At 62.3% G+C, this 23569-nt stretch carries 21 protein-coding genes and 1 pseudogene; 9 read left to right on the top strand and 13 right to left on the bottom strand.

Annotated elements, in window-relative coordinates:
* Positions 1-35: 35 nt before the first annotated feature.
* The 6 genes from H9529_RS04515 to purC all read right to left on the bottom strand — a co-directional run bounded on the left by H9529_RS04515 (position 36) and on the right by purC (position 8469).
* Entirely contained in the window at positions 36-2996 is a 2961-nt protein-coding gene (locus tag H9529_RS04515) for an Rne/Rng family ribonuclease (RefSeq protein ID WP_092889327.1), read from the bottom strand.
* Between the two features lie 514 nt (positions 2997-3510).
* On the bottom strand, positions 3511-4842 hold the full coding sequence (locus H9529_RS04520) for a sigma-54-dependent transcriptional regulator (RefSeq protein ID WP_092889324.1): 1332 nt from the start codon (positions 4840-4842) through the stop codon (positions 3511-3513).
* 37 nt (positions 4843-4879) lie between these two features.
* The gene (locus tag H9529_RS04525) at positions 4880-6604 is read right to left on the bottom strand and encodes a sensor histidine kinase (protein WP_223814351.1); all 1725 of its coding nucleotides are present in this window, start codon (positions 6602-6604) and stop codon (positions 4880-4882) included.
* Positions 6605-6749: 145 nt separating this feature from the next.
* A complete protein-coding gene (gene purQ, locus H9529_RS04530; RefSeq protein WP_092889318.1) occupies positions 6750-7418 on the bottom strand; it encodes a phosphoribosylformylglycinamidine synthase subunit PurQ in 669 nt (222 codons plus the stop codon).
* 44 nt (positions 7419-7462) lie between these two features.
* A complete protein-coding gene (gene purS, locus H9529_RS04535; protein WP_092889315.1) occupies positions 7463-7693 on the bottom strand; it encodes a phosphoribosylformylglycinamidine synthase subunit PurS in 231 nt (76 codons plus the stop codon).
* Positions 7694-7707: 14 nt separating this feature from the next.
* A complete protein-coding gene (gene purC / locus H9529_RS04540; protein ID WP_092889312.1) occupies positions 7708-8469 on the bottom strand; it encodes a phosphoribosylaminoimidazolesuccinocarboxamide synthase in 762 nt (253 codons plus the stop codon).
* Positions 8470-8671: 202 nt separating this feature from the next.
* Here purC and H9529_RS04545 point away from each other — a divergent pair, with 202 nt between their 5' ends.
* The 3 genes from H9529_RS04545 (at position 8672) to H9529_RS04555 (ending at position 11044) form a co-directional block, all read left to right on the top strand.
* Positions 8672-8986, top strand: coding sequence for a DUF1476 domain-containing protein (locus tag H9529_RS04545; RefSeq protein ID WP_092889309.1), 315 nt, complete (start codon positions 8672-8674; stop codon positions 8984-8986).
* A 188-nt stretch (positions 8987-9174) separates the two neighbouring features.
* Positions 9175-10188 carry a betaine--homocysteine S-methyltransferase gene (gene bmt / locus H9529_RS04550; RefSeq protein WP_092889306.1) on the top strand — a complete coding sequence of 338 codons (1014 nt, stop codon included), beginning with the start codon at positions 9175-9177 and terminating at the stop codon, positions 10186-10188.
* A 154-nt stretch (positions 10189-10342) separates the two neighbouring features.
* Positions 10343-11044, top strand: coding sequence for a corrinoid protein (locus H9529_RS04555; protein ID WP_092889303.1), 702 nt, complete (start codon positions 10343-10345; stop codon positions 11042-11044).
* A 43-nt stretch (positions 11045-11087) separates the two neighbouring features.
* On the opposite strand, the gene dusA is transcribed toward H9529_RS04555, so the two are convergent.
* Positions 11088-12098: a tRNA dihydrouridine(20/20a) synthase DusA gene (dusA, locus tag H9529_RS04560; protein ID WP_092889300.1), complete on the bottom strand. Its 1011-nt coding sequence runs from the start codon at positions 12096-12098 to the stop codon at positions 11088-11090.
* A gap of 534 nt (positions 12099-12632) precedes the next feature.
* On the opposite strand from dusA, the gene H9529_RS04565 reads away from it, so the two are divergent.
* Positions 12633-13100: an RrF2 family transcriptional regulator gene (locus H9529_RS04565; RefSeq protein ID WP_092889297.1), complete on the top strand. Its 468-nt coding sequence runs from the start codon at positions 12633-12635 to the stop codon at positions 13098-13100.
* Between the two features lie 284 nt (positions 13101-13384).
* Here the strand turns inward: H9529_RS04565 and H9529_RS04570 are convergent, their stop codons facing one another.
* Complete coding sequence (locus H9529_RS04570) at positions 13385-14389, bottom strand: helix-turn-helix transcriptional regulator (protein WP_092889294.1); 1005 nt, start codon at positions 14387-14389, stop codon at positions 13385-13387.
* A gap of 978 nt (positions 14390-15367) precedes the next feature.
* Here H9529_RS04570 and H9529_RS04575 point away from each other — a divergent pair.
* From H9529_RS04575 to H9529_RS04590, 4 genes are all read left to right on the top strand, one after another.
* Positions 15368-15829: a (2Fe-2S)-binding protein gene (locus H9529_RS04575; RefSeq protein ID WP_092889291.1), complete on the top strand. Its 462-nt coding sequence runs from the start codon at positions 15368-15370 to the stop codon at positions 15827-15829.
* Position 15830: 1 nt separating this feature from the next.
* The gene (locus H9529_RS04580; protein WP_092889288.1) at positions 15831-18083 is read left to right on the top strand and encodes a xanthine dehydrogenase family protein molybdopterin-binding subunit; all 2253 of its coding nucleotides are present in this window, start codon (positions 15831-15833) and stop codon (positions 18081-18083) included.
* Positions 18084-18091: 8 nt separating this feature from the next.
* Positions 18092-18718, top strand: coding sequence for a hypothetical protein (locus H9529_RS04585; RefSeq protein ID WP_092889285.1), 627 nt, complete (start codon positions 18092-18094; stop codon positions 18716-18718).
* Positions 18719-18848: 130 nt separating this feature from the next.
* Positions 18849-19694 carry an XdhC family protein gene (locus H9529_RS04590; protein WP_092889282.1) on the top strand — a complete coding sequence of 282 codons (846 nt, stop codon included), beginning with the start codon at positions 18849-18851 and terminating at the stop codon, positions 19692-19694.
* A gap of 115 nt (positions 19695-19809) precedes the next feature.
* Here H9529_RS04590 and H9529_RS04595 read toward each other — a convergent pair whose 3' ends face one another.
* The 5 genes and pseudogenes from H9529_RS04595 to H9529_RS04615 all read right to left on the bottom strand — a co-directional run.
* Positions 19810-20145 carry a LysR substrate-binding domain-containing protein gene (locus H9529_RS04595; RefSeq protein WP_092889279.1) on the bottom strand — a complete coding sequence of 112 codons (336 nt, stop codon included), beginning with the start codon at positions 20143-20145 and terminating at the stop codon, positions 19810-19812.
* A 167-nt stretch (positions 20146-20312) separates the two neighbouring features.
* Positions 20313-20933, bottom strand: coding sequence for a glutathione S-transferase family protein (locus H9529_RS04600; protein ID WP_092889276.1), 621 nt, complete (start codon positions 20931-20933; stop codon positions 20313-20315).
* Complete coding sequence (locus H9529_RS04605) at positions 20930-21598, bottom strand: Rieske (2Fe-2S) protein (RefSeq protein ID WP_218132143.1); 669 nt, start codon at positions 21596-21598, stop codon at positions 20930-20932. Before H9529_RS04605 ends, H9529_RS04600 begins: the two co-directional genes overlap by 4 nt.
* Positions 21595-21858 carry a hypothetical protein gene (locus H9529_RS04610; protein WP_176847105.1) on the bottom strand — a complete coding sequence of 88 codons (264 nt, stop codon included), beginning with the start codon at positions 21856-21858 and terminating at the stop codon, positions 21595-21597. Before H9529_RS04610 ends, H9529_RS04605 begins: the two co-directional genes overlap by 4 nt.
* A gap of 144 nt (positions 21859-22002) precedes the next feature.
* Positions 22003-22611: pseudogene (locus H9529_RS04615) on the bottom strand (IS5 family transposase); the annotation flags it as partial.
* A 76-nt stretch (positions 22612-22687) separates the two neighbouring features.
* Between H9529_RS04615 and H9529_RS04620 the strand changes: the two are divergent.
* Positions 22688-23164 (top strand): hypothetical protein, encoded by a 477-nt coding sequence (locus H9529_RS04620; RefSeq protein ID WP_092889273.1) that lies wholly within the window; start codon positions 22688-22690, stop codon positions 23162-23164.
* Positions 23165-23569: the final 405 nt, after the last annotated feature.

Here is a 23569-nt window from a genome sequence, read left to right on the forward strand (position 1 = left end):
ACCCGGCTGGCCTCAGCCAGCCCGGCCCGCACTCATCAGCGCCCCAACGACCACCACCCCCGCTTGCGCGGTTTTGCCGTGCCCGTGTCATCGGTACCAGCTTCATTAGTGCCAGCGTCATCAGTAGCAGTCTCATCGCGACCAGAGGCATCGGCAGTTTCGGCCTCCGAGGGATTCTCGGGCGCCGCCGCCTCGGGTGCCGGGCTGGCCGGTGCAGCGACCGAAGGCTCTGCATCACCATCGGGCTGGCTTTGTCCGACAACCTCACGCTGCACCAGCGTTTCCGCCTGCGCAGGCTCGAAAGCTGCGGCGACGATTTGCTGCGGCGCCGTGTCCGCCACCACAGGTTCGGCGGCAGTGGGTGCGACCTGCGCATCCACGGCATCGGTTGCGACGGCAAGGTTGCTTACATCTGCCACCGCAGCGACCTCGGCCTGCGCCGTGTCAGATTCGGTCGGGGAAACCGTCACCTCGGTCACGGGCGCATTGACCGCGACCGGCGTTTCGGCAGCGACCGCATCTTCAGCGGCGACGGGTTTCTTCCGGCTACGGCGCGGTTTGGGCTTCGGCTTCTCGGCTGCCTCCGGGGCGGCGGCGGGTGCCGCATCGGTTGCCGCAGGCGCATCGGCCGGGGCCGAGGGCGCATCTGCTGCATTGGGCGCGTCTGCCCCGGCATCGGCCACGGCACCTGCGGGCTTGCGCTTGCGCACCCGTTTGCGCGCGGGCTTGGCGTCCGTATCGGCGCCGACTTCCGCATCCACGGCTGCCGTCACGGCCGCATTGTCATCGGCTGCGGCGGCAGGTGCCGCTTCGGGTGCGGCAGCAGCCGCCGGTTGTGGCTGCTCTGCCCCATCTGCGGCATCTTGGGTGTTGTGATCGGCGGTGTTTTGATCCGAAGACCCCTCATCACCGCCATTGGCCCCGCGCCGACGCCGACGCCGACGGCGCTTCTTGCGCGGCCCTTCATCGCCATTCTCGGCGCGCGCGGCGGGCTGGGCGGCAGGCTGCGCTGCCGCAGGCTGAGCTTCATCCTCATCCGCCACATCATCCGCGATGTCATCTTCATCCAGTTCCGGCATATCGGTCATATCCACCGACACCACCGCAGGCGCGACCGGCGCAACCACGCGCGTCGCTGTCTTGAACTTCTCCATCACGAAATCGGGGCTGACCAGCATCGGGTCGGCCTCCAACCGGATTGCCATGCCATAGCGCAGCTCGATCTGCGCGATATGCTCGCGCTTCTGGTTCATCAAGAAATTGACGATCCCGACCGGCGCTTTGACCAGAACCTCGCGCGAGCGGTTGCGCGTGCCTTCCTCTTCCAGTTGCCGCAGGATCGACAGGCCGAGGCTGTCATCCGACCGGATCAGCCCGGTGCCGTGGCAATGCGGGCAAGGCTGGGTCGTGGCTTCCAGCATACCGGGGCGCAGCCGTTGGCGCGACATTTCCAAAAGCCCAAACCCCGAGATACGGCCCACCTGGATGCGGGCACGGTCGGTTTTCAGCTTGTCTTTCAACATCTTCTCGACGGCGGCGTTATTGCGACGCTCTTCCATGTCGATGAAGTCGATCACAATCAGCCCGGCCAGATCGCGCAGCCGCAACTGGCGCGCGATTTCCTCGGCAGCTTCAAGGTTCGTCTTGAGGGCGGTTTCCTCGATCGAGCCTTCCTTGGTGGCGCGGCCAGAGTTGATGTCGATCGCGACCAGCGCCTCGGTGATGCCGATAACGATATACCCGCCAGATTTCAGCTGCACCGTCGGGTTGAACATGCCCGAAAGGTAGCTTTCGACCTGATGGCGCGCGAACAGCGGCATCGTGTCGGTGTATTGCTTCACATTCTTGGCGTGGGACGGCATGATCATCTTCATGAAGTCCTTGGCGGTGCGGTACCCTTCGACCCCCTCGACCAGAACCTCTTCGATATCGCGGGAATAAAGATCGCGGATCGTGCGCTTGATCAGGTCGCCCTCGGCATAGATTGGCGCGGGGGCAATGGATTTCAGCGTCAATTCGCGGATCTGTTCCCAAAGGCGGAACAGGTATTCATAGTCGCGCTTGATCTCAGGCTTGGTACGCTGCGACCCGGCGGTACGGATGATCAGCCCCGCGCCTTCGGGCACTTCGATGGTCGAAGCGATGTCCTTCAGCTTCTTGCGGTCAGCGACATTGGTAATCTTGCGGCTGATCCCGCCGCCGCGCGCGGTGTTGGGCATCAAGACGCAATAGCGCCCGGCCAGCGACAGGTAGGTGGTCAGCGCAGCGCCCTTGTTGCCGCGCTCTTCCTTGACGACCTGCACCAGCATGATCTGGCGGACCTTCACGACCTCCTGGATCTTGTAGCGTTTGGCGCGCGCCTTACGTGGCGGTCGCACCTCGTCGGACACATCGTCGTCGGCAACGGATTCGATCTGATCGTCGTTTTCGGTGGCATGGTCGGCGGCGACATACGGCGCCTCGGCCTCAGCATCCGGGGCATCGGGGTAATCGGTGTCAGGCTGGTCGCTGGCCGCCGTGTCCGCAGCGGACTGCGGCGCGCCATCGACCGCGCTTGCGGCGTCACCCTCGAGGTCGATGATGTCCATGCCATTGATTTCGCGCGTATCTACCGCGTCCGCATCGCCAACAGCTTCGGCCTTGGGGCGGCTGCGACGGCGCTGCACCGAGCGGCGCGGCTTCGCTTCTTCCTCATCTTGCGCGCGGGCAAGTTCGCGTTCCTCGGCCAGCAGGGCCTGACGGTCGGCGGTGGGGATCTGGTAATAATCCGGGTGGATTTCGTTGAACGCCAGAAACCCGTGCCGGTTCCCGCCGTAGTCCACAAATGCCGCCTGCAGCGACGGTTCGACCCGCGTTACCTTGGCGAGGTAGATGTTGCCGGCTAGCTGGCGGCGATTGGCGGTTTCAAAGTCGAATTCCTCGACCTTGGTTCCGTTGACCACCACGACCCGAGTTTCCTCGGCGTGGGTGGCATCGATAAGCATTTTATTGGCCATGTTCTCTCAATGCACCCGAGCGGCCTGACCCGAGCCGGTGCGAGACCGGGCGCGGAAACCATGCAGGGCGGGTGACGTGTTGGGGCGGTGGTGGGGGCGCGGGCAGGTATCATACCATGCGGGATCAATGCTTTACGCATCGCCGCATCGGTCTGACATCTTTGCTCCTGGCCCTTCATCGCGTTCTCTCATCAACCCTGCAGATGCAGGGTCGGCTACAATTATGCCCGGTGCGAAATTCGCGCCAAGGGCCTTCGGCCAAGCGGCCAATCCATCTGTTCCGGCGGAGCAATGGGCGATCTATGCCCTACGCGCCCCGGGATCGGCACAGCGAAATCCGGCGGTTTGCAACAGTTTGGTCACAAACGACGTATCCTGACCATAAGCGGACCGAGGGACAAAAGACAATGCTCTTTTTCCGTACAATGCACGCAAGACGCGTGCAGGGGGCGTCAGGGCAGATGTGGGGCACAATGCCCCCTGCCCTTTCGCGCGGCGCAGCCCCCGCGCCGCGTCAGACGTAGTCCGAGCGTGTCAGACCGTATTTCGCCATCTTCTCGTTCAATGTGCGGCGCGGCAGGCAAAGCTCTTCCATCACCGCAACGATAGAACCCTTGTGCCGCCGCATCGTATTGTCGATCAGCATCCGCTCGAACGCCTCGACATAATCCTTCAGCGGCTTGCCTTCGGTGGTGGTGGCGCTGCCCGCGGCCTCGTTGTCGGCCATGATCAGCGACATGATCGACCCGCCCTCGCGGCGCGATTGCAAGACCGCGCGTTCGGCGATGTTGATAAGCTGGCGCACATTGCCGGGCCAGGGCGCCTGCAACAATTGGGCGGCCTCCTGCGCGGTGACGGTGGGCGGGGCGCAACCATATTCCTCGGCATATTCCTGACCGTAACTGGTGAACAGCGCCAGAATATCCTCACCCCGCGCGCGCAGCGGCGGCAGGGTGATCTTAAGCGCGGCCAAGCGGAAGAAAAGGTCGGGGCGCAGCGCATCCTCCAGCGTGCGGTCAGGCATGTGATCGTTGCAGATCGCGATGATCCGCGTCGCCGAGGGGCCCGCCTGGTCGTTGATGAAGGCCAGAAGGCGGGCCTGAAGCGCGGGGCTGATCGCCTCGATATGCTCCAGACACAGGGTGCCGCCGCGCGCTTCCTCGACCAGGGGCAGCACGCCGCCATCGGGCGCCGGGCCGAACAACTGGGCGGCCAGCGCGTCATCGTCCTGCCCCGCCAGCGAGACACTGACGAACCGCCGCCCCGCGCGCGGCCCCACGGCATGCAGCGCATGGGCCACCAGCGTCTTGCCGGTGCCGGTTTCCCCGTCGATGAGCACATGGCCATCGGCCTGCCCAAGGTCCAGAATGTCATCGCGCAGGTGTTCCATCACCTCGGACTTGCCCACCAGACGGCGCATCAACGTGCCGCCATCCGCCAGTTCCTGCCGCAGCGCGCGGTTGTCCAACGTCGCCGCACGGGCCTTCAGGGCACGGCGCACAAGGCCGGTCATCTTTTCGGGGTCAAACGGTTTTTCCAGGAAGTCGAAGGCCCCCATCCGCATCGCCTCGACCGCCATGGGCACATCGCCATGCCCGGTAATCATGATGACCGGCAACCCGCTGTCGCCCGAGATCAGGCGTTTGAGCAGCGCCATGCCATCCATGCCCGGCATGCGGATGTCTGACAGCACCACGCCGCCAAAATCGGGCCCCAGATGGCGCAACGCCTCTTCGGCGCTGGCATAGGTCACGGTTTCAAAGCCCGACAGCGACAGCCATTGGCTGATGGACTGCCGCATGTCCTGTTCGTCATCCACGATGGCAACGCGCAGCGCCTGTGTCATTGGTGTTCCTGTCTATTTGTCATGTCTTTTGCGCCGCTTATTCGGCGGCAGCCTTCACAGGGGTTAATATGGGAAGCTGCACCTCGAATACAGCCCCCCCCGCGCTTGCGTTCTGCGCGGTCAGTCGCCCGCCGTGGTCTGATACGATCCCTGACGAGATCGCAAGGCCCAGCCCCACCCCTTCGCCGGGTTTCTTGGTGGTGAAGAACGGCTCGAACATCTTGTCCAGATCAGTGATGCCCGTGCCGTTGTCGCGCACCGTCAGGGTGACGGTATCGCCCTGCGAGATCAGGATATCAAGCTGCGGCGCGTTCACGCCCTGGGTCGCGTCGATCGCATTGCGGATCAGGTTGATGATGACCTGTTCCAGCCGCAGGCGGTCGGCCATCACCATCACCGGCGTGCGCGGCAGGGTGCGGCTGACCAGCACGCGGTTGGCTTTCAACTGCGGCTCCATCATGGCCAGTGCGGCGGCGACGCAATCGCGGAAATCCACCGGCGCAAAGGCCTCACCCGCCTTGCGCGCATAGGATTTCAACTGCCGCGCGATCGCGGCCATCCGGTCGATCAGGTCATCGACGCGCTTGAAGGCGGCCAGCGCCTCATCGACCCGGCGGCGCTTCAGAAGCAACCGCGCGCCCGCAAGATAGGTTTTCATCGCGGCCAGCGGCTGGTTCAGCTCATGACTGACCGAGGCCGACATCTCGCCCAGCGAAGCCAGTTTCGACGATTGTTCCAGCGTCTGTTCAGCGACGGCGAGGTCTTGCTGCACCTTTTCGCGCGCGGCAATCTCGCGCTGCAACCGCGCGTTCAGCGCGCGCAATTCGGCGGATTCGCGCTGGAAAAGCGCCGATTGCGACCAGGCGCGGCGTGAAACAAGGTAGAAGGTCAGCGTCAGCAGCAGAGCAAACCCCATGATGACCAGCGCCAGCACGCCGTTCACCTGCTCGCGCACCGAATCGTAGCGCGTGAACGAGATCAGGCGCCAGCCCCGGAACGGCACCCGCGCCTCGGACCGCAGCACAGCCTCGCCGCGCACGAAGGCATCGGGCGGCGTCTGCGACCAATCCGCCGTGGCGCGCAGCGCGCGCGCAATGGCGGATGGCGCGTCGCGCACCGACAGCGCCTCTTCCATCGACCGGCCGCGCCAGCGTGGTTCGGTGGCCAGCACGATGGTGCCTTCACTGTCCAGCAGCGCCACAGCATCGGCGAACCCCGCCCAGGAGCGTTCGAATTTCGCCAGATCCACCTGCACCAGAACGACGCCCAAAACCTCGCCGTTGGCCCGCACGGCGCGGGCGAATTCAAAGCCATAGCCGCCGCTGTCGCGTTCGCGGACCGAAAAGATCGTGTCATTGGCGCGGCGCGCATCGACGAAATTTTGATCGGTCGCGTGCACCCCACCCAAGTTGTTGCGGTCAGTGGCAGCCACGGTGCGGCCGTTGCGGTCCAGAAGTTCGATGGCCGCAGCGCCGATTTCCGTCTGCACCTGGATCAGACGTTGCGAGGTGGTGGCGTAGTTATCCTCGCGCAGCGCAGCGATCAGATCAGGGTCGCGCGCCAGCAGCAGGGGCACGACGGTGTTGCGCTGCAACTCGCTTTGAATGTTGCCCGAATAGAGCACCAGCCGCAGTTCGGCCCGGTTGCGCGTGGCATCGGTGAAGCTGTCGGTCAGCCAGCCATTGGTGACCCAAACGACCGCCGCCGCAACCACCACCAACAACCCGACCACCGCCCTCCCCCAAAGGGGGACGCCAAGCATACCGCCGCGCGGCGTTGAAGGGTCGGGTAAACGGGCCATGGTGCACAATACGGCGCATCGCGGGGCGGCTCAAGCGGCCAAGGGCACAGCCGCCCCCTGCCCGGCGCGAAAGCGCCTATATGCCGACGGGGCTAAGACGCGCCCCTCAGGCGATGGCCAGGGCGCCCGCCAAACTGCGGAACATGGCAGCCCCGTCGCTGCTGCCGTGCAGCGGGCTGATCGCGCGTTCGGGATGCGGCATCAGGCCCAGCACGCGGCGGTTTTCCGACAGCACACCCGCGATGTCGCCCATGGAGCCGTTTGGATTATCCACATACTGCAGTGCGATGCGGTCCTGATCGCGCAGCGCGGTCATGGTTTCGGGATCCACGGTGTAATTGCCGTCATGATGGGCGATCGGCACGCGGATCACCGCGCCCGCAGCCCAGCCGCTGGTAAAGGCGCTGTCGGCGCTGGTCACGTTCAACTCGACGGTCTTGCAGATGAATTTCAGCCCCGCGTTTCGCATCAGCGCGCCGGGCAACAGGCCGGTTTCCACCAGCACCTGAAAGCCGTTACAGATGCCCAGCACATAGCCGCCGCGACCGGCGAAATCGGCGACCGCCTGCGCGATGGGCGAGCGCGCGGCAATCGCCCCGCAGCGCAGGTAGTCGCCGAATGAAAAGCCGCCCGGAAGGCCCACGACGTCCACGCCATCGGGCAGGCTGGTATCCTTGTGCCACACGCGCACGACCTGCCAACCCGCGCTTTCAAACGCCACAGCCAGATCGCGGTCGCAATTCGACCCGGGGAAGGTAATCACTGCCGCTTTCATCGCGCCATTTCTCCTGCAAGTTCAGCCCGGTTGCGCCTCGGGCCTCAGGCCATTTCGATGCGGTAGCTTTCGATCACGGTATTGGCCAGCAGCTTTTCGCACATCTGGCGCACGGTATCCTCGGTGGTGCCTGCGGCCAGATCCAGTTCGATCACCTTGCCCTGGCGCACCCCTTCGACCCCGTCAAAGCCCAGCGAGCCAAGGGCGTGACGCACGGCCTCGCCTTGCGGGTCCAGAACGCCGTTTTTCAGCATGACAAATACACGCGCTTTCATCGCCCTCGGCCCTTTCAGTTCATCAGCTTGGGTTTGGTGATCGGCGTCGCGTTGGTCGGCATGACGCCCAGACGGCGCGCCACCTCAGCGTAGGCGTCGGTCAGGTTGCCCAGATCACGGCGGAACACATCCTTGTCCAGCTTCTCGCCGCTTTTGATGTCCCACAAGCGGCAACTGTCGGGGCTGATCTCGTCGGCGACAATCAGGCGCTGGAAATCGCCCTCAAAGACGCGGCCGATCTCGATCTTGAAATCCACCAGACGGATGCCAACGCCCATCATCACGCCCGAGAGGAAGTCGTTCACCCGCAGCGCCAGGCTGACCATATCGTCCAGGTCCTGGTGGCTGGCCCAGCCAAAGGCCAGGATATGTTCCTCGGAGACGAGCGGATCGCCCAGCTTGTCATCCTTGTAGTAGAATTCGACGATGGGCCGCGGCAGCGCGGTGCCTTCCTCGATCCCCAGACGTTTGGAAATGGAGCCCGCAGCGATATTGCGCACGACGACTTCCAGTGGAATGATCTCTACAGCGCGGATCAGCTGTTCGCGCATGTTGATGCGACGGATGAAATGCGTGGGCACGCCCAGTTCGTTGAGGCCGGTCATGAAGAATTCGGACAGCCGGTTGTTCAGCACCCCCTTGCCCTCGATCACGTCCTTTTTGGCCGCATTGAAGGCGGTGGCGTCATCCTTGAAGTACTGAACCAGCGTCCCGGGTTCGGGGCCTTCATACAGGATCTTTGCCTTGCCCTCGTAAATCTTGGTGCGACGTGCCATTGGCTACTCCGAAAATGGGCGCGCACGGATCGCGCCTGCCGGTCATTAAGGTTGCGCCCCTATACGACAAGGCGCGCGCCCTCGCAAGGCGGGGCGGGTCTGCGCCGAAATAAGCCCGCCTGTGGCGCGGAAATACTTGCGGCGCGCGACCCAGCCCCCCATATCTGAGACACAATCCTTATCCAAAGCAAAGAGGTTTCAGATGTCCACCTTTGACGATCGCGAACGCGCCTTTGAAAGCAAATATGCCCATGACGCGGAAATGCAGTTCAAGGCGGTCGCACGCCGCAACAAGCGGCTGGGCCTTTGGGCGGCGGGGCTTCTGGGCAAGACCGGCGCCGATGCCGAAACCTATGCGTCCGAAGTGATCCGCGCCGATTTCGAGGAAGCGGGCCATGAGGATGTGTTCCGCAAGGTTGCCGCCGATCTGGGCGGGCATGCCGATGAAGCGACGATCCGCGCCAAGATGGCCGAATTCCTGATCGAAGCAAAAGCCGAAATGGTTCAACCGGACTGACACGCGCCACTTTATTGGGCGGCGCCCCCCTCGCGCTTCAGGGAAGGGTGCGGGGGGCTGTTTCAAATACTGCTCATAACCTTTATGCCGAATATGAATTTGCGTCCAAGGCCCTGCGCGGGCATATCAGTGGCGCGTATCGGGTGTCGTGGTCTGACCGCGCCGCCCGTTTTGTTTAAGGATAACCGATGACCAACGCACTCAGCGCACTTCTGGAAACCCGCGGTTGGCTTCTGGCCGATGGCGCGACCGGCACCAACCTGTTCAACATGGGCCTTTCCTCGGGCGATGCGCCGGAGATGTGGAATGTTGATGAGCCCGAGAAAATCCGAAACCTCTACCGGGGCGCGGTCGATGCCGGGTCGGACCTGTTCCTGACCAACACCTTCGGCGGCAACGCGAGCCGGTTGAAGCTGCATCAGGCACAGGCGCGGGTGTTTGAGCTGAACAAGGCCGGTGCCGAACTGGGCCGCGAGATCGCAGATGCTTCCGGGCGCAAGGTCGTCGTGGCCGGGTCCGTAGGCCCGACCGGTGAAATCATGATCCCCATGGGCACCCTGACCCACGAACTGGCCGTCGAGATGTTTCACGAACAGGCCGAAGGGCTGAAGGCTGGTGGCGCCGATGTGCTGTGGGTCGAAACGATTTCCGCGCCCGAGGAATACAAGGCGGCGGCCGAGGCCGCGCGGCTGGCCGGGATGGACTGGTGCGGCACCATGAGCTTCGACACCGCCGGGCGCACCATGATGGGTGTTACATCGTCCGATATGGCGGTGATGGTGGATAAGCTGGCGCATAAGCCGCTGGCCTTTGGCGCAAATTGCGGCGTGGGCGCGGCGGATCTGCTGCGCACCGTGCTGGGCTTTGCCGCACAGGGCACGCAGAGGCCGCTGATCGCCAAGGGCAACGCGGGCATCCCCAAGTATCAAGACGGGCATATCCATTACGATGGCACGCCCGAGTTGATGGCCGAATACGCCGTGCTGGCGCGCGATTGCGGCGCAACGATCATCGGCGGATGCTGTGGCACCATGCCCGTGCATCTGCGCGCCATGCGCGAGGCGCTGGAAACCCGCCCGAACGGCCCGCGCCCGTCGCTGGACGCCATCACGGAAGTGTTGGGCGGCTTCTCGTCGGCCAATGACGGGACTGGCGACCAATCCGACGCACCCGCCCGGCGCAACACCCGGCGACGGCGCTGAGCGCGCGCCCTGCCCCGCTGTCCTGCCGCGTCGGTCCGGGCGCAGCAGGCGTCGCATCCGGGCGTGTCTATCGCCTGCTTGTGGCGCAATCTTTATTTGAGTTTTAACCTGTCGGACCGAAAACTGACCAAGTTCACCCCTGAAGGATCACCCAATGTCTGACGATGACGAAATCATTCTGGCCGACCTGTCTGACGACGATCTTGTCCAGCAGATGATGGATGATCTCTATGACGGCCTGAAGGAAGAAATCACCGAGGCGGTGACAATCTTGCTGGAACGCGGCTGGACACCGTATGACATCCTGACCAAGGCGCTGGTGTCGGGGATGACGATCGTGGGCAATGACTTCCGCGACGGCATCCTTTTCGTTCCTGAGGTCTTGCTGGCCGCCAATGCGATGAAGGGCGGTATGAGCATCCTTAAGCCGCTGCTGGTTGAAACCGGCGCGCCACGGATGGGCAAGATGGTGATCGGCACGGTGAAGGGGGATATCCACGACATCGGTAAAAACCTTGTGGCGATGATGATGGAGGGCGCTGGGTTCGAGGTGCTGGACCTTGGCATCAACAACTCGGTCGAGAAGTATCTGGCCGCGCTGGAAAGCGAACAGCCCGATATCCTGGGTATGTCCGCGCTGCTGACCACGACGATGCCCTATATGAAAGTGGTGATCGACACGATGATCGCGCAGGGCATCCGCGACGATTACATCGTGCTGGTGGGCGGCGCGCCCCTGAACGAGGAATTCGGCCGCGCCATCGGGGCCGATGCCTATTGCCGCGATGCGGCAGTCGCCGTGGAAACTGCGAAAACCTACGTCGCGCGCAAGCACAACCAGACGACGGCAAACTGACACGTGGGCGCGCAGACCGGGGATTCCCCGGCTGTGCGCCCCGTCAAGCGGCGACTTGCAGCGATTGCAGCGCGGCGTCCAACACCTCCAGCCCGGCACCGTCGCGTGATGCGCGCTCTGATATCACGCGCCGCCAGCCGCGCGCGCCGGCACGGCCCGCAAACAACCCCAGCATATGGCGCGTCACCTGGTGCAGCCGCCCCCCGCCCGCGAGATGCGCCGCGATATAAGGCCGCATCGCCTCGACTGTCGCAAACGGGTCCAGACCCGGCGCAGCGCCAAAGATCACCTGATCGGCGCGCGGCAGGATCTCACCCGGGGTGTGATATGCCGCACGCCCGATCATCACGCCGTCCAGACCTTCCGCCAGCATCGCCTGCGCCTGATCCAGCGTGGTAATGCCGCCGTTGATCGACAGGTGCAGGTGCGGAAAGGTGTGCTTCATCGCGATGACCAGCGGGTAATCCAGCGGCGGGATCTCGCGGTTGTCTTTGGGCGACAGACCCTGCAACCAGGCCTTGCGGGCGTGGATGATGAAGCGCGTGACCCCAGCGGCGGCGACGGTTTCCAGAAAGGCAGGCAAAACCTCGGTCGGAATCTGGTCATCGACGCCGATGCGGCATTTCACCGTCACGTCGGCGCGCCCGCCCAATGCGTCTTGCATGGCAGCGACGCACGCCGCCACGAGCGCGGGATCGCGCATTAAAACCGCGCCGAAGCACCCTGATTGCACCCGGTCTGACGGGCAGCCGACATTCAGGTTGATCTCGGCGTAGCCCGCCCCTGCCCCGATCCGCGCCGCCTGCGCCAGCTCCTGAGGGTCCGACCCGCCAAGTTGCAGCGCCACGGGATGCTCTGCCAGGTCATGCGCCAACAAATGCAGCGCATTTCCCCGTACCAGAGCGGGCGCAGTGACCATTTCGGTATAGAGCAACGTCCGCCGCGACATCAGCCGGTGCAGGTAGCGGCAATGGCGGTCCGTCCAGTCCATCATCGGTGCCACGGAAAGGCGGGACGCATCGAGAACATCGTGTTTTTTATCTATGCCTGCCATCTACCGCTCAGCCCGTCATCGCGTTCTTGTCTCGTATGGTGTGATTTTCGCCCGTTTTGGGCGAGACCTGCAACAATTGTCGTGACCCGAATGCTCTAGTTGCAACGCACGGGTAGCATCATCAAGGACAAGCGGAAAGACGGCTACAACGATTGGCGCCCCGAAATTAAGGCAAGACGGGCAAAAAGGCGGTTTGGCGTGAGAAAACGCACCTTCGAGTTTCGCGCGCGCCAGAGCCCGGATCAGGCAGCGCGCGAAGGGCTTTTCGCATCCCCACCCTGCCACCGCATCCACAGCACTCTGTGCGAAACAGCAAATTTCCAAGCGAGGATTTGCCGGACCGGAGCGGTCGCAGCGTTCGTTGCCCGCGATCTGGCCGCGCAGGGCCTTTGCAGTCCAGTCGCCGGGGCAGATGCCACACCCCTCGCAAATGGCGATCATCGTTATCGTGTTTGCCGCTTGAGCGTCGCTTTCAGCGCGCGACCTGATACTATTGGTGCCAATACTGTCAGTTTCCAAGGCTATATTCGGCAAATGATTACCCACAAGACCGAATATGCGCTCAAGGCGCTCATGGTGCTCGCTGACGCGCAGGCAGGCGCGGCCACAGCCCTGCGCATTGAAGAGATCACCGAACGGTCAGGGGCACCAAAGCGGTTCCTCGAACACATCTTGCCGGACCTGAAGCGTGCCGGCCTGATCGGCAGCCGTCGTGTGCGCAACGGCGGCTATGAGATGATAGAAGACCCCGGGCGGGTCTCCCCTGCCGAGGTATTGCGCCTGATTGACGGGCCGATGGCGCCGCTGCCGTGTCTGTCGCGCCGGGCCTACCAACGCTGCAAAGACTGCGCGGACAAAAAGACCTGCCGGGTGCGCGGTGTTTTCGGCAGGTTCTATACCACCTGGATTCTGATGATCGACTCGCTGACGCTTCCTGATCTTCAGGAAGGCTCAATGCCCTTCAGGCGCTTCGCATTGCCGGGAACCACTGCGGGGGAGTGATTTTCCAAATCGCCGAGTGAAAGGCAGCGGCTTACCCTGTGCCAAGCAACATGCGTGCTTCGGTTGCTTATGTTCCGGGCGGCCACCATAATGATCGCACCCAGATGCCGCGCCGCTGCGCGACGTTTCGACGTCGTGCACTTTGATGCATGCGCCTCTCTTCAGCTTGTCTTTCAACACGGCAAGCTTTGCGCCTTGGGATGCCGCCTTGTCCAGAGCAGCATCCGCACGATCAAAACCTTCAGGTTGTGTGGCGGAACACCGACAATCTGGAACGTGCCCGCCTAATGCACACGCGTGGCGCGCAGCGCCTGGGGGGTCATCCCGGTCCATTTCCTGAAGGCACGCTGGAATGCGTTCGGATCCCGATACCCCACAAGGTGCGCGATCTGCTGGTTGTTCAGATCGCTCTTGATCAGATAGCGTATTGCAAGGTCTTTGCGCGTTTCATCCAGCAAGGATTGGAAGGAACGTCCCTCCGCGTCCAGACGACGGAGAAGCGTGCTTCGGCTCAGCCTCAGGCGCCCACACACATGGGCGACCGTGGGTTCGGTGATCGAGAAAGCTTCCAGCATCGTCGCACGAACCCGGTCAGACAGCGGAAGCCCGTTGGACTGGATCATGGCCTGGCTTTGCAGGTCGGCCTCGGTCGCGTGCCACAGATCCGGGTTGTCTGAGACGAAGGGTATGCGTGCGTCGGCACTGGCATAGGTCAGCGTCGCGTCACCATGGACTGGAACCTGACCAAAGACCTCTGCCAGCCGCACGCGTTCTTCGTGCGGCAGGGGAAGCGCAACCCGCAAGGGCCGCATCGCATGCCGCGCCAATGCGTTGGCCTGCGCATGCAGATAGATGATCTGGGGGCTGCTGAACGACCCGGGCAACAAGGCGGTCGGGGCATCCGCGGCGACACGAACCGAAAACTCTGTCGGCGTCCGTGAGACGATGAATTGCATCGGCCCGAACAGACTTTTGAAGGCAGCCATCCGGCTGATTCCGGTTTCGAAATCAGGCGCGGTCGAGAGCGCGAAGAGAATCGGGATCGCGGGGCCGCCCGCCATGCGCAAACCCAGAAGCCGCGACATATCTTGCTGCGCGGACAAGTCAGCCATCGCATTCCAGATGCGAAGATACGCATCAGCGGCCACCAGAAATGCCCGGTCATTCCGCTGTGTCGCCACAATGCCCGCGCGGGCCAGAACATCGGGCCAATCGAGACCCAGGATCCCGCAGACCGGGCCGGCCAATACAGCGGTCGTATAGATCGGCGCTCGTTCCCGGGCCTGCATGGCGGTGACCTTTCACGCGAAAACATGGTCAGGCACCATAGACCTGAAGCCTGAGTTCCGGCAACCGCGTTGAGCCGATCTGCAAGCTATTGAAACCATTTGCAAGCGACAGCCTGTGGCCAGTCAGCACGCATCCCGACTAGAATTTCCTCATTCGATCAGGCCTGACAGCCGCGTCCGGCCCCATTGTCGCATCAGGGCGCAAGGACGGGGTTTCACCGCACGCGGGTCAGGATACGTCGACCAAGGCCCGCGCGACCAGACAGCAGGACCCGCCTGCGTTGAGGCACCCCCTGTGACACAAGGACCCAAACGATGCAGACGCGCGCGCCCTTCTAACGCCCGATACCTGGCGTATCTACCTCTACCTTCGCGGCGCCCCTTGGCCTGTCCGCACAAGCGCAAGATCCGCAAGTGCCCGAGGCCGGGATTCGCGTTGCCGCCGATCAGGTGGCCTTTGCCCCCCTTCCAATTCCAGGTGTCAGCAGTTTTGCGCTCTATGGCGGTACCGGCACCGGGCTGCCTACGGCCATGACGTCGCTGCCAGACCCCGCCACCTATCAGATCCTGCCACACACGCAGACGCACGGATATTGGGCGATGGTTGTGAAAGGCCGGAGCAGCATTGGGAATTGTCACAGCCGCACCGGGGGCCAGACCTGCTTCCCGGCTCCTACTGGTTCCAGCCGGGTGGTGTTCCCCATGCCAAAGATTGTCTGGGGCCCGAGGTCTGCCAGGTCTTTGTTGTCTTCGACGAACCGGCAGATTTCGCGCCGAGTCAGTAACGCTGCGGCGCGACCTTTCGCGCCGGCCAGTTGTTTAACTGCAAAGTCCCAGCGGCAGGACAATGGCGGATCATCAACATGGCGATTGCGCTTTGCGAGGATTGAAACGATCTGGAAGCAATTTGGACGATCCGCAAGTTGCCAAGCGGGTCGGATGGCCTAAAGTCTTTATACGTGAACCCGGGAGACGCCAATGGATCTGACAATAAACGGAACAACCCACAGCGTGGATCTGCCGGACGATATGCCGCTCCTTTGGGTTTTGCGGGACGCACTCAACATCACGGGCGTCAAATATGGCTGCGGCATGGCCCAGTGTGGGGCCTGCACCGTCCACATCGACGGCCAGGCGGTACGGTCCTGTCAGGTGGCGCTGGCCGATGTCTGGGGCGACGTGACGACCATCGAGGGACTAGGTGCGCCCGAGGCGCTGCATGTGGTGCAGAATGCCTGGATCGCGCATCAGGTAGCCCAATGCGGATACTGCCAATCCGGCCAGATCATGCAGGCCGTCGACCTGCTGGGCCGCAATTCTGCCCCGACCGACGACGATATCGACGCCGCGATGTCGGGCAACCTGTGCCGCTGTGGTACCTATCCGCGCATCCGCGCCGCTATCCACACCGCCGCCGCCGCCGCCATGCGGGAGGCTTGAGATGAGCCGATTGGGAAAATACACCAGACGCGGCTTCATCATCGCCTCGGTGGCCGTTGCAGGCGGCGTTGTCTTCGGCGCGCGCACCTACAACGCGCGGCTTGAAAACCCGTTGCTGGGAGGCCTTGCCCCCGGCGAGGCCGCGCTGACGCCCTATGTCAAGATCACCGCCGACGGCGTGACCGTCATCACCCCCCGCGCCGAGATGGGACAGGGAATCCATACGACGCTTGCGGCGCTTGTGGCCGAAGAACTGGATGTTGAACTTGCGGATATCCGGATCGAACACGGCCCGCCCTCACCGGCCTATTACAACGGTGGCGTGATTGAGGAAGGCTATCCCTTCCCCGCGACCGACACCGGGGCAATCGCGGAATTCGCCCGCGCGCAACGCGATATTCCAGCGGTTTTCCTGGGCTACCAGATCACCGGCGGATCGACCTCGACCCATGATGCCTATGAAAAGATGCGCCGCGCGGGCGCTATTGCCCGCGAAACCCTGAAGGCTGCCGCCGCAGCGCGCACGGGCATCGCGGTCGCGCAATTGACCACGGATGCAGGCGCGGTTGTCCTGCCCGACGCAACGCGCTTGCCCTATACAGATCTCGCAGCGGAAGCCGGGGCAATCGACCTTGCAGATGCACCAGAATTGCGCCCGCGCAGCGCATGGCGCATCCTGGGCCACTCGCAGGACCGGCTTGACGTAATCGACAAATCTACGGGCCGCGCAGTTTATGCCAGCGACATCCGCCTGCCCGGCATGCGCTTTGGCGCTGTGCGGCGCAGCCCTCATTTAGGCGGAACCCTGCGCAGCTTTGACGCCACAGCGGCACTGGCGATACCCGGCGTGGACACGGTGATCGACATCGGTGACGGCGTGGTCGCAATTGCCACAAACACGTGGATGGCGATGCAGGCGCTGGATGCTGTGACATTCGACTGGGCATCTCCAGATTATCCGATGGAGACCGCAGGGCATTTCGAAGCGATCGCGCGCGCCTTCCGGCCCGAGCAGCAGGACAGCCAGCCGCGCGACGATGGCAATGTCGATGAAGCCTTGGCCGGGGCGGATGTGATCGAGGGCGAATACCGTGCGCCCTACCTGGCCCATGTCACGATGGAGCCCATGAGCGCGGCTGCCTGGATGCAAGACGGCGCGCTGCACATCTGGGCCGGTACGCAAGGGCCGACCGTGGCGCGGCGCGAAGCCGCCCTTGCGGCAGGCATCCGCGAGGACGCCGTCACGATCACCACCACCCTACTGGGCGGCGGATTCGGAAGACGGGGCGAGATGGACTTCGTTCAGATTGCGGCCAAGGTCGGTGCACAGATGAATGGCACGCCGGTCCTGCTGACTTATCCCCGCGAGGAAGACACCTCGCGCGGCCCCTACCGGCCCGCCGCCATCGGCCGGTTCCGCGCGGCCATCCGCGACGGCGTGCCAGTGGCCGTCGACATCTCTACCGCCTCACCCTCGATCATGAGCGGCATCGACGCGCGCGGCGGTGCCCCGGCCCCGATACCGGGATTCGTGCCGGATTTCACGGTGTCACAGGCGCTGTGGGATCAGCCCTACGGGATCGCGAACTACCGCGCGACCGGCTACCGGCCTGACGCGCTGCTGCCTGTTGGGTTCTGGCGGTCCGTTGGCGCATCGCAAAACACGTTCTTCCACGAAGGCATGATGGACGAGCTTGCTGTCGCTGCAGCCCGCGACCCGGTTGAGATGCGACTGCAATTGATGACCGACGCCCCCAGCCGCGCCGTGCTGGAGGCCGTCGCGGCCATGGCCGATTGGGGCACAACACCCGCTGCGGGCCGGGCGCGTGGCGTTGCATTCGCGCTGGCCTTCGGGGTGCCTGTGGCGCAGATCGTCGAGATCGAGCACACGGAAAACGGCCTGCTGGTTCGTGACGTCTGGGTCGCCGCCGATGTGGGGATCGCGCTCGACCCCCGCAACCTCGACGCGCAGTTGGTTTCTGGGGTCAATTTCGGGTTGAGCGCCGCGATCGGCGAGGAAATCACCGTGTCGGACGGCAAGGTTGAACAGTCCAACTATCACGACTACCCGATCTTGCGGATGTATCATGCGCCAAGGATCCACACCCGTATCCTTGAAAACCAGCAGCACATTCGCGGCATTGGTGAACCCGGCACGCCGTGCACGGCACCCGCGCTTGGCAATGCCATCCATGCGCTGACGGGACAGCGCCTGCGCGAGATGCCATTCGGCAAGACCGTTCGGTTTGCATGAGGTTTGATATGCGCTCTGCCCTTTTGATCGCCGCCATCCTTGGTTATGGAACACTCGCGTACGCCGAGGCGGAGCGCGGTCTGGACCTGTCGGCCCTGCCCGAGCCGGGGTCGGTTGCGCCTGCGGACGGTCTGGTCGCGTGGCAGCGGATCCACGACGTTGTCACGCATCCACGTTGCCTGAACTGCCACGTCGGCGCGGATAATGTGCCACTGTGGGGAACGATTGATACCCCCGACAGTTCACACGGCATGGCGATCAACGCAGGAGACAGCCGGATCGGGGCAGAGGGTCTGTCCTGCCGCGCCTGCCACCAGACGTCAACCCGGCCAAACACCGTGCCGCACGCGCCGCCGCACACCGGGATGGACTGGCAACTTGCACCGGTCGAATTCCAGTGGACCCAGCGGACCGGCGCAGATATCTGCGAGCAACTGCGCGACCCGGTCCGCAACGGTGGCCGCGACGCGGAAGGCCTGGTCGAGCATATCCTCCACGATGCCGAGTTGATCGGTTTCATCACCTGGAGTTTTGATCCCGGTGCAGGCCGCGCACCTGCACCCGGAAGTTTACAGGCGCATCTGGAAGATATGGCGATCTGGACGGCCGCTGGGATGCCCTGCCCAACAGAATGACACGACAGGACACGGCAAAAATGACTCGTCGGAATGCCTTGGGGAAGACAATCGTGTCGCTGTGCGGCATATGTGCTTGCCGCATCGCTCCCTACTGTCCCGCGACACCTGACTGCGTTTGAACCACCGAATGATCAGCCCGAAACAGAGTAATTTGCAGCGCGTGTCAGAGTCCCGAACCATTGAAGTCGGCGCTACGGCCGACGCGCAGCTGGTGCTTGAGGGCATTCGCACCCTCGGCGGCGTGATAGCGGTTTTATGTTCGACGGACGGCGGCTTTTATCGCGCGCCCGGGGCCCTGATGGGTTTCTGTCAGGACGGCACCGTGATTGGAGATTTGTCATCAGGCTGCATCGAGGCGGACCTTGCATTGCATGCTGCCAGTTGTTGGGCGACCGGTCGCCCGCTGACCTTGCGCTACGGAAAGGGATCGCCCTTTTTCGATATCGTTTTGCCATGCGGCGGCAGTATCGATGTCCAGCTTTCGCCAATTCCTGATGCCAATCTCCTCGATCAGACTCTGACCGACATGGCGGCCCGCAAGTCCGCGGCGCTTTCGCTCCCGGGCTTGCCACACCTTGTCTTTCGACCGGACCCTCGTGTGATCGTGGTAGGCAGCACGCCCGAGGCCCTGCAGTTGCACCGCATCGCCTGTGCCGGTGGCTATGACGTGACGCTGGATGCCAACCCCGACCTGAGCCGGATTGACCAACGCACAGCGATCGTCCTCATGCACCACGACCACGATAAGGCCATCGCCCAACTGCGCGACGCGCTTTACACACCGGCATACTGGATCGGGGCCCTCGGCAGTCATTCGACGCAATCAAGGCGTCTGGCCGCATTGCGCGGGCTGGGCGTGAGCCGCGCTGAACTTGACCGTGTCCGTGGACCGATCGGATTGATCGCCAGTGGCCGAGACCCCCGCACGCTTGCAGTGTCGGTTTTGGCAGACATCGTGCAGGCGGCCCGGTAGCACTGATTGTCGCATCGTTCGGTGTTCGATCCCATGATGCGAGGGTGCTATCCTTCCGTTGGGATGGAGGGATGCAGGGATGGAACCACAATGCCAAGCGGCAAAGAAATCGAAGTCAATCGGCGTGCATTGCGTGGCACGCGCACGTCGAACGCAAGGACCAGATCCGCCCCCCCTGATGCACCAAATCAACCGCATCTTGTAACCCCACCAGTTGAACATCGACACTGATCTCCGGATGGCGCACCCAAAAACCAGCCAGCACATATGGCAAGATACCCCGCGACGCGCTTTCGATCACCGCCAGGGTCACCGTGCCACGTCGCAGCCCCCGCATATCGCCAATCTCCGCCACAGCGGGGTTCATTTCGCCCGAAGATTGCTTGATGTGACACTCCAGCAACGCATCTGCGGAGGTCAGTCTCAGCCTTTGTTTTGTGCGATCAAACAAAGGCGTACCAAGGTCCTCTTCAAGCTGCTTGATCGATCAGGAAATCGAAGATGGCGCAACATTCAGCGTCAGGGCGGTTTGACGGACAGACCCCAAACGCGCCACCAAATAGAAATGGCAGACACGCGACGAAACGAGGCCGAGGCGATGGAAATCCAAGAGCGTTCCTAATGGTAGTCCGGAATGCCGGGCATCGTAATAAAACCAGGCAGCGTGCGGATCCGGCGCGCCCAAAGGCGCAATGCGGGAAACGCGTCGTGATCAAGGTAGAAATCGCGACTAAGCGCGAAAGCTGGGAACAGCGCAAGATCCGCCAAACTTGGCGCATCGCCTGCGACGAAACTTTCGCCATGCAAAGATTGTCGCGTCAAATGATCGTCCAGAACACGGAAGGCGACACGCACCTTCTTGCGCAATTCAGAGACATCTCCCGGCGCGCCCAAGAGTGCGACCGCACGCGCTTCCACCGCAACCGCCAGATCGCCACACGCAAACCCCAGCCAATCCATCATCCGCGCCCGGGTTTCTGCATCCAGCGGAATGAACCGTTTTTGCGTATCATGCTCAGCAACATAAAGTAGAATGGCGGAAAGATTGCGCAAGACAAGATCGCCATCTTCCAAGATCGGCAACCGCCCCATCGGGTTGAGCTTCAAATAGGTTGGCGATTTTTCTTCTGCCCCGGGAAAAGCATCCACGTTAGTCAATTGCACCGTTTGTTCCGTGCAAGACGCAACCAGACGGACGCGGTAGCAATCTTCAAAAAGGTCATAATTATGCAAGATCATGCCGTGGCCTCAAGCTCTTCAATCCGTCGCCGCAGCCCCTCGCTCCAATCAAGGACAGCCATTCTCGTATCCTTGGTGGCGCTCTCGGGAACGGTGATGTGCAGAGCGCATTGCGCGTGCGAAATCGGCTGAATACCGATGGTCATCTTGGTGCCATCGCGTTCCAAAGACACAACATTCACAACACCACACTCCGTTCCGCCTTGCTGTCGCAGCTGGTCCAAAGCGGTCGCAACAGGGGCATCAATATACACGGATTTCACCCCATCCATGACGGGCACATCCGGCGACGCACTCGCGTCTGAACCAAGCGGCAAATGCGCCCAAATCATCCCCCCAGCCTCTGCAACACCGTAACGGGCAACACAGATGGATTTCGGAACTTCAAGCTCAGGATGGGCGGGAATATACTGGCAAATACCGGTCTCGTCATATTCCCAGCCGTGGTAGAGGCAGGTGATATGATCGCCGCGCACAAAGCCAAAACTCATTTTCATACCGCGATGCGGGCAACGGTCCTCCCAGGCATGTGCAACGCCAGAAGTATCACGCCATACGACGATCTCAGCGCCCGCGGCCACCACGCCAGCAGAGGTGCCAGCTTCGATCATCTTGGACAGGGCGATCGGGACCCATTGTGACGGCGCTTCCACGGTCTGCGTCATAGCGACATGCCCTTTTCTTCCTGCGTATCGTCGCGCCAGACGTCCTGAACCACGCAATCCGTTGGCCCAAGGCTCAAGGCCATCTCAAAGGCATCCACCAGATCGGGTTGCCCTGTCACCAACATCTGCGCGTGGGTGTCACTTTGATCCTGTGCCACAAGCCACAGCGACAAGCGCTGCGCGCGGTGTTGCGCGAATTCAAGAAAGCTCGTCGCAGGCAGTGTGCCCCGAAATACAAATCTGACCTGTTCGATTTTCATACATGCACGCCGTACCTGGCAAGAATGCCCCGATCAACAAGGGGCAACGACTGAACTTTTCATATCAAAATCAGTTAGAGATCTGAAATCTACAGCCGTCAAGTGTTGTTCTAAACGCAACAGAAAGGTGCAAACTCAACCCCTATCATATGCTCCGTCGGCCGTGACGCTGCCAAGCTCCTGATCAGGTGGGATCTGGCTGAGAAAATCTGGCAGCATCGGGCCGTCCCCAATACTGCTCCTCGTTACCTCGATCGCGCGGATATCCAGCGTTTCCTCATCGACCCCAATGTGGATCTTGCGCCACAAGCGGCGTTTTGAACCGCCATGCTTGCGGGCATGCCACTCGCCTTCGCCTTCAGCCTTAATGCCTGTGCTGTCTACAAGCAGATGAAGTGGTCCTGCTGATCCCTTGTAAGGTATGCCGACGGATAGCGTCTTCTGACGCCGACACAGGGTGCTGAAGTCCGGCACCTACCAGTCCGGCACCGACCAGTCCGGCCCAACCCGTTTCAGCAAGCTCTCCACGAACCCGGTCGTCTGCCGCAAGGGCAAGCCGAACAGAACTTTGAGGGTCAAACACGCTTGAATGGCTGCATCGCTGCAGATTTGCTGGCGCCCCCGGCGTCCAGAGGCCTCTGCTTCCCATGACATCTCTGGATCAAACCAGATCGAAACCGAACCGCGCGGCTTAAGTGAGAGGTTATAATCTGCCCGGTTCCGGGTCTTGTACGTCGTCGGTGTCCAACGGCTCGTCGCAACCCGCTACCAAGCCAGATTCACACACTGAACCCCCTCACGCTGTGATTTGTGCAACAAAGCCAGCACGATGCAAAGCCATAGCAAGAACGACATTGCGAAGATCAACAAGCAAATTGGAGGCTTTCTGGACCGGATTGTCGAAGCCGCGAACCCCAGCGTAATCACCGCCTATGAAACACGCATCGGCAAACTGGAGAGACAGAAGCTGCTTTTGTCCGAAAAACTTACAAAACAGGCGAAGCCTGCGCATACCTTCGAGGATTTGTTCGAACTCTCCATGGCACTCCTCGCAAACCCTTGGAAAGTATGGGATTCAGGGTCTCTCAGCCTCAAGAGAATGGTGCTCAGATTGGCATCTATCGAGCGCATTTCCTACGCCAGAGATTCAGGACTTCGAACGCCAAAATTACCGTTACCATTCAAGGCTTTAGATGACTTTAAAGGCGAGAAAAAGGTAATGGTGCACCCAGCAGGATTCGAACCTGCGACCTCTGCCTTCGGAGGTATCGTCCCGCCCGCCAACCTATTGATGTTTGGTCAATAGCGCCCTGTCTTAAAGGCCCGTGTTCACGGTCTGGACACAGAAAGCAGGTTCGCGCAGGTTCAACGGCACAAAAGGGAACTGCCTTGATGCGGTGCCCGGCATTAAAGACGTCATGGAATCCTTGACGCTTGACGCGCGTCGAAACCTGCCCTTTAGGGAGGGGGCATCCAATCGCCATGTTCACGCTATACCGCCCGATTCGTTCAGGTTTCGCACCCACTCGGCAAGGTCGAGATTCACGGAAGCAGGGGCGAAGCGGGGGCCAACCCCACCAGCCTCCCCCTTAGCCAGTAGTATATGAGCCTCCGCCGCCGGGCGTTCACCGGCAAGCCCCGGTCATAGCGTCATCCGTATCAGCCACCCACGCGCTCCATGCGCCCGTAATCGGCTCAGCGCGCGGCATGT

Origin of the sequence: Roseicitreum antarcticum (genome assembly GCF_014681765.1) — a bacterium.
Classification (GTDB): Bacteria; Pseudomonadota; Alphaproteobacteria; order Rhodobacterales; family Rhodobacteraceae; genus Roseicitreum; species Roseicitreum antarcticum.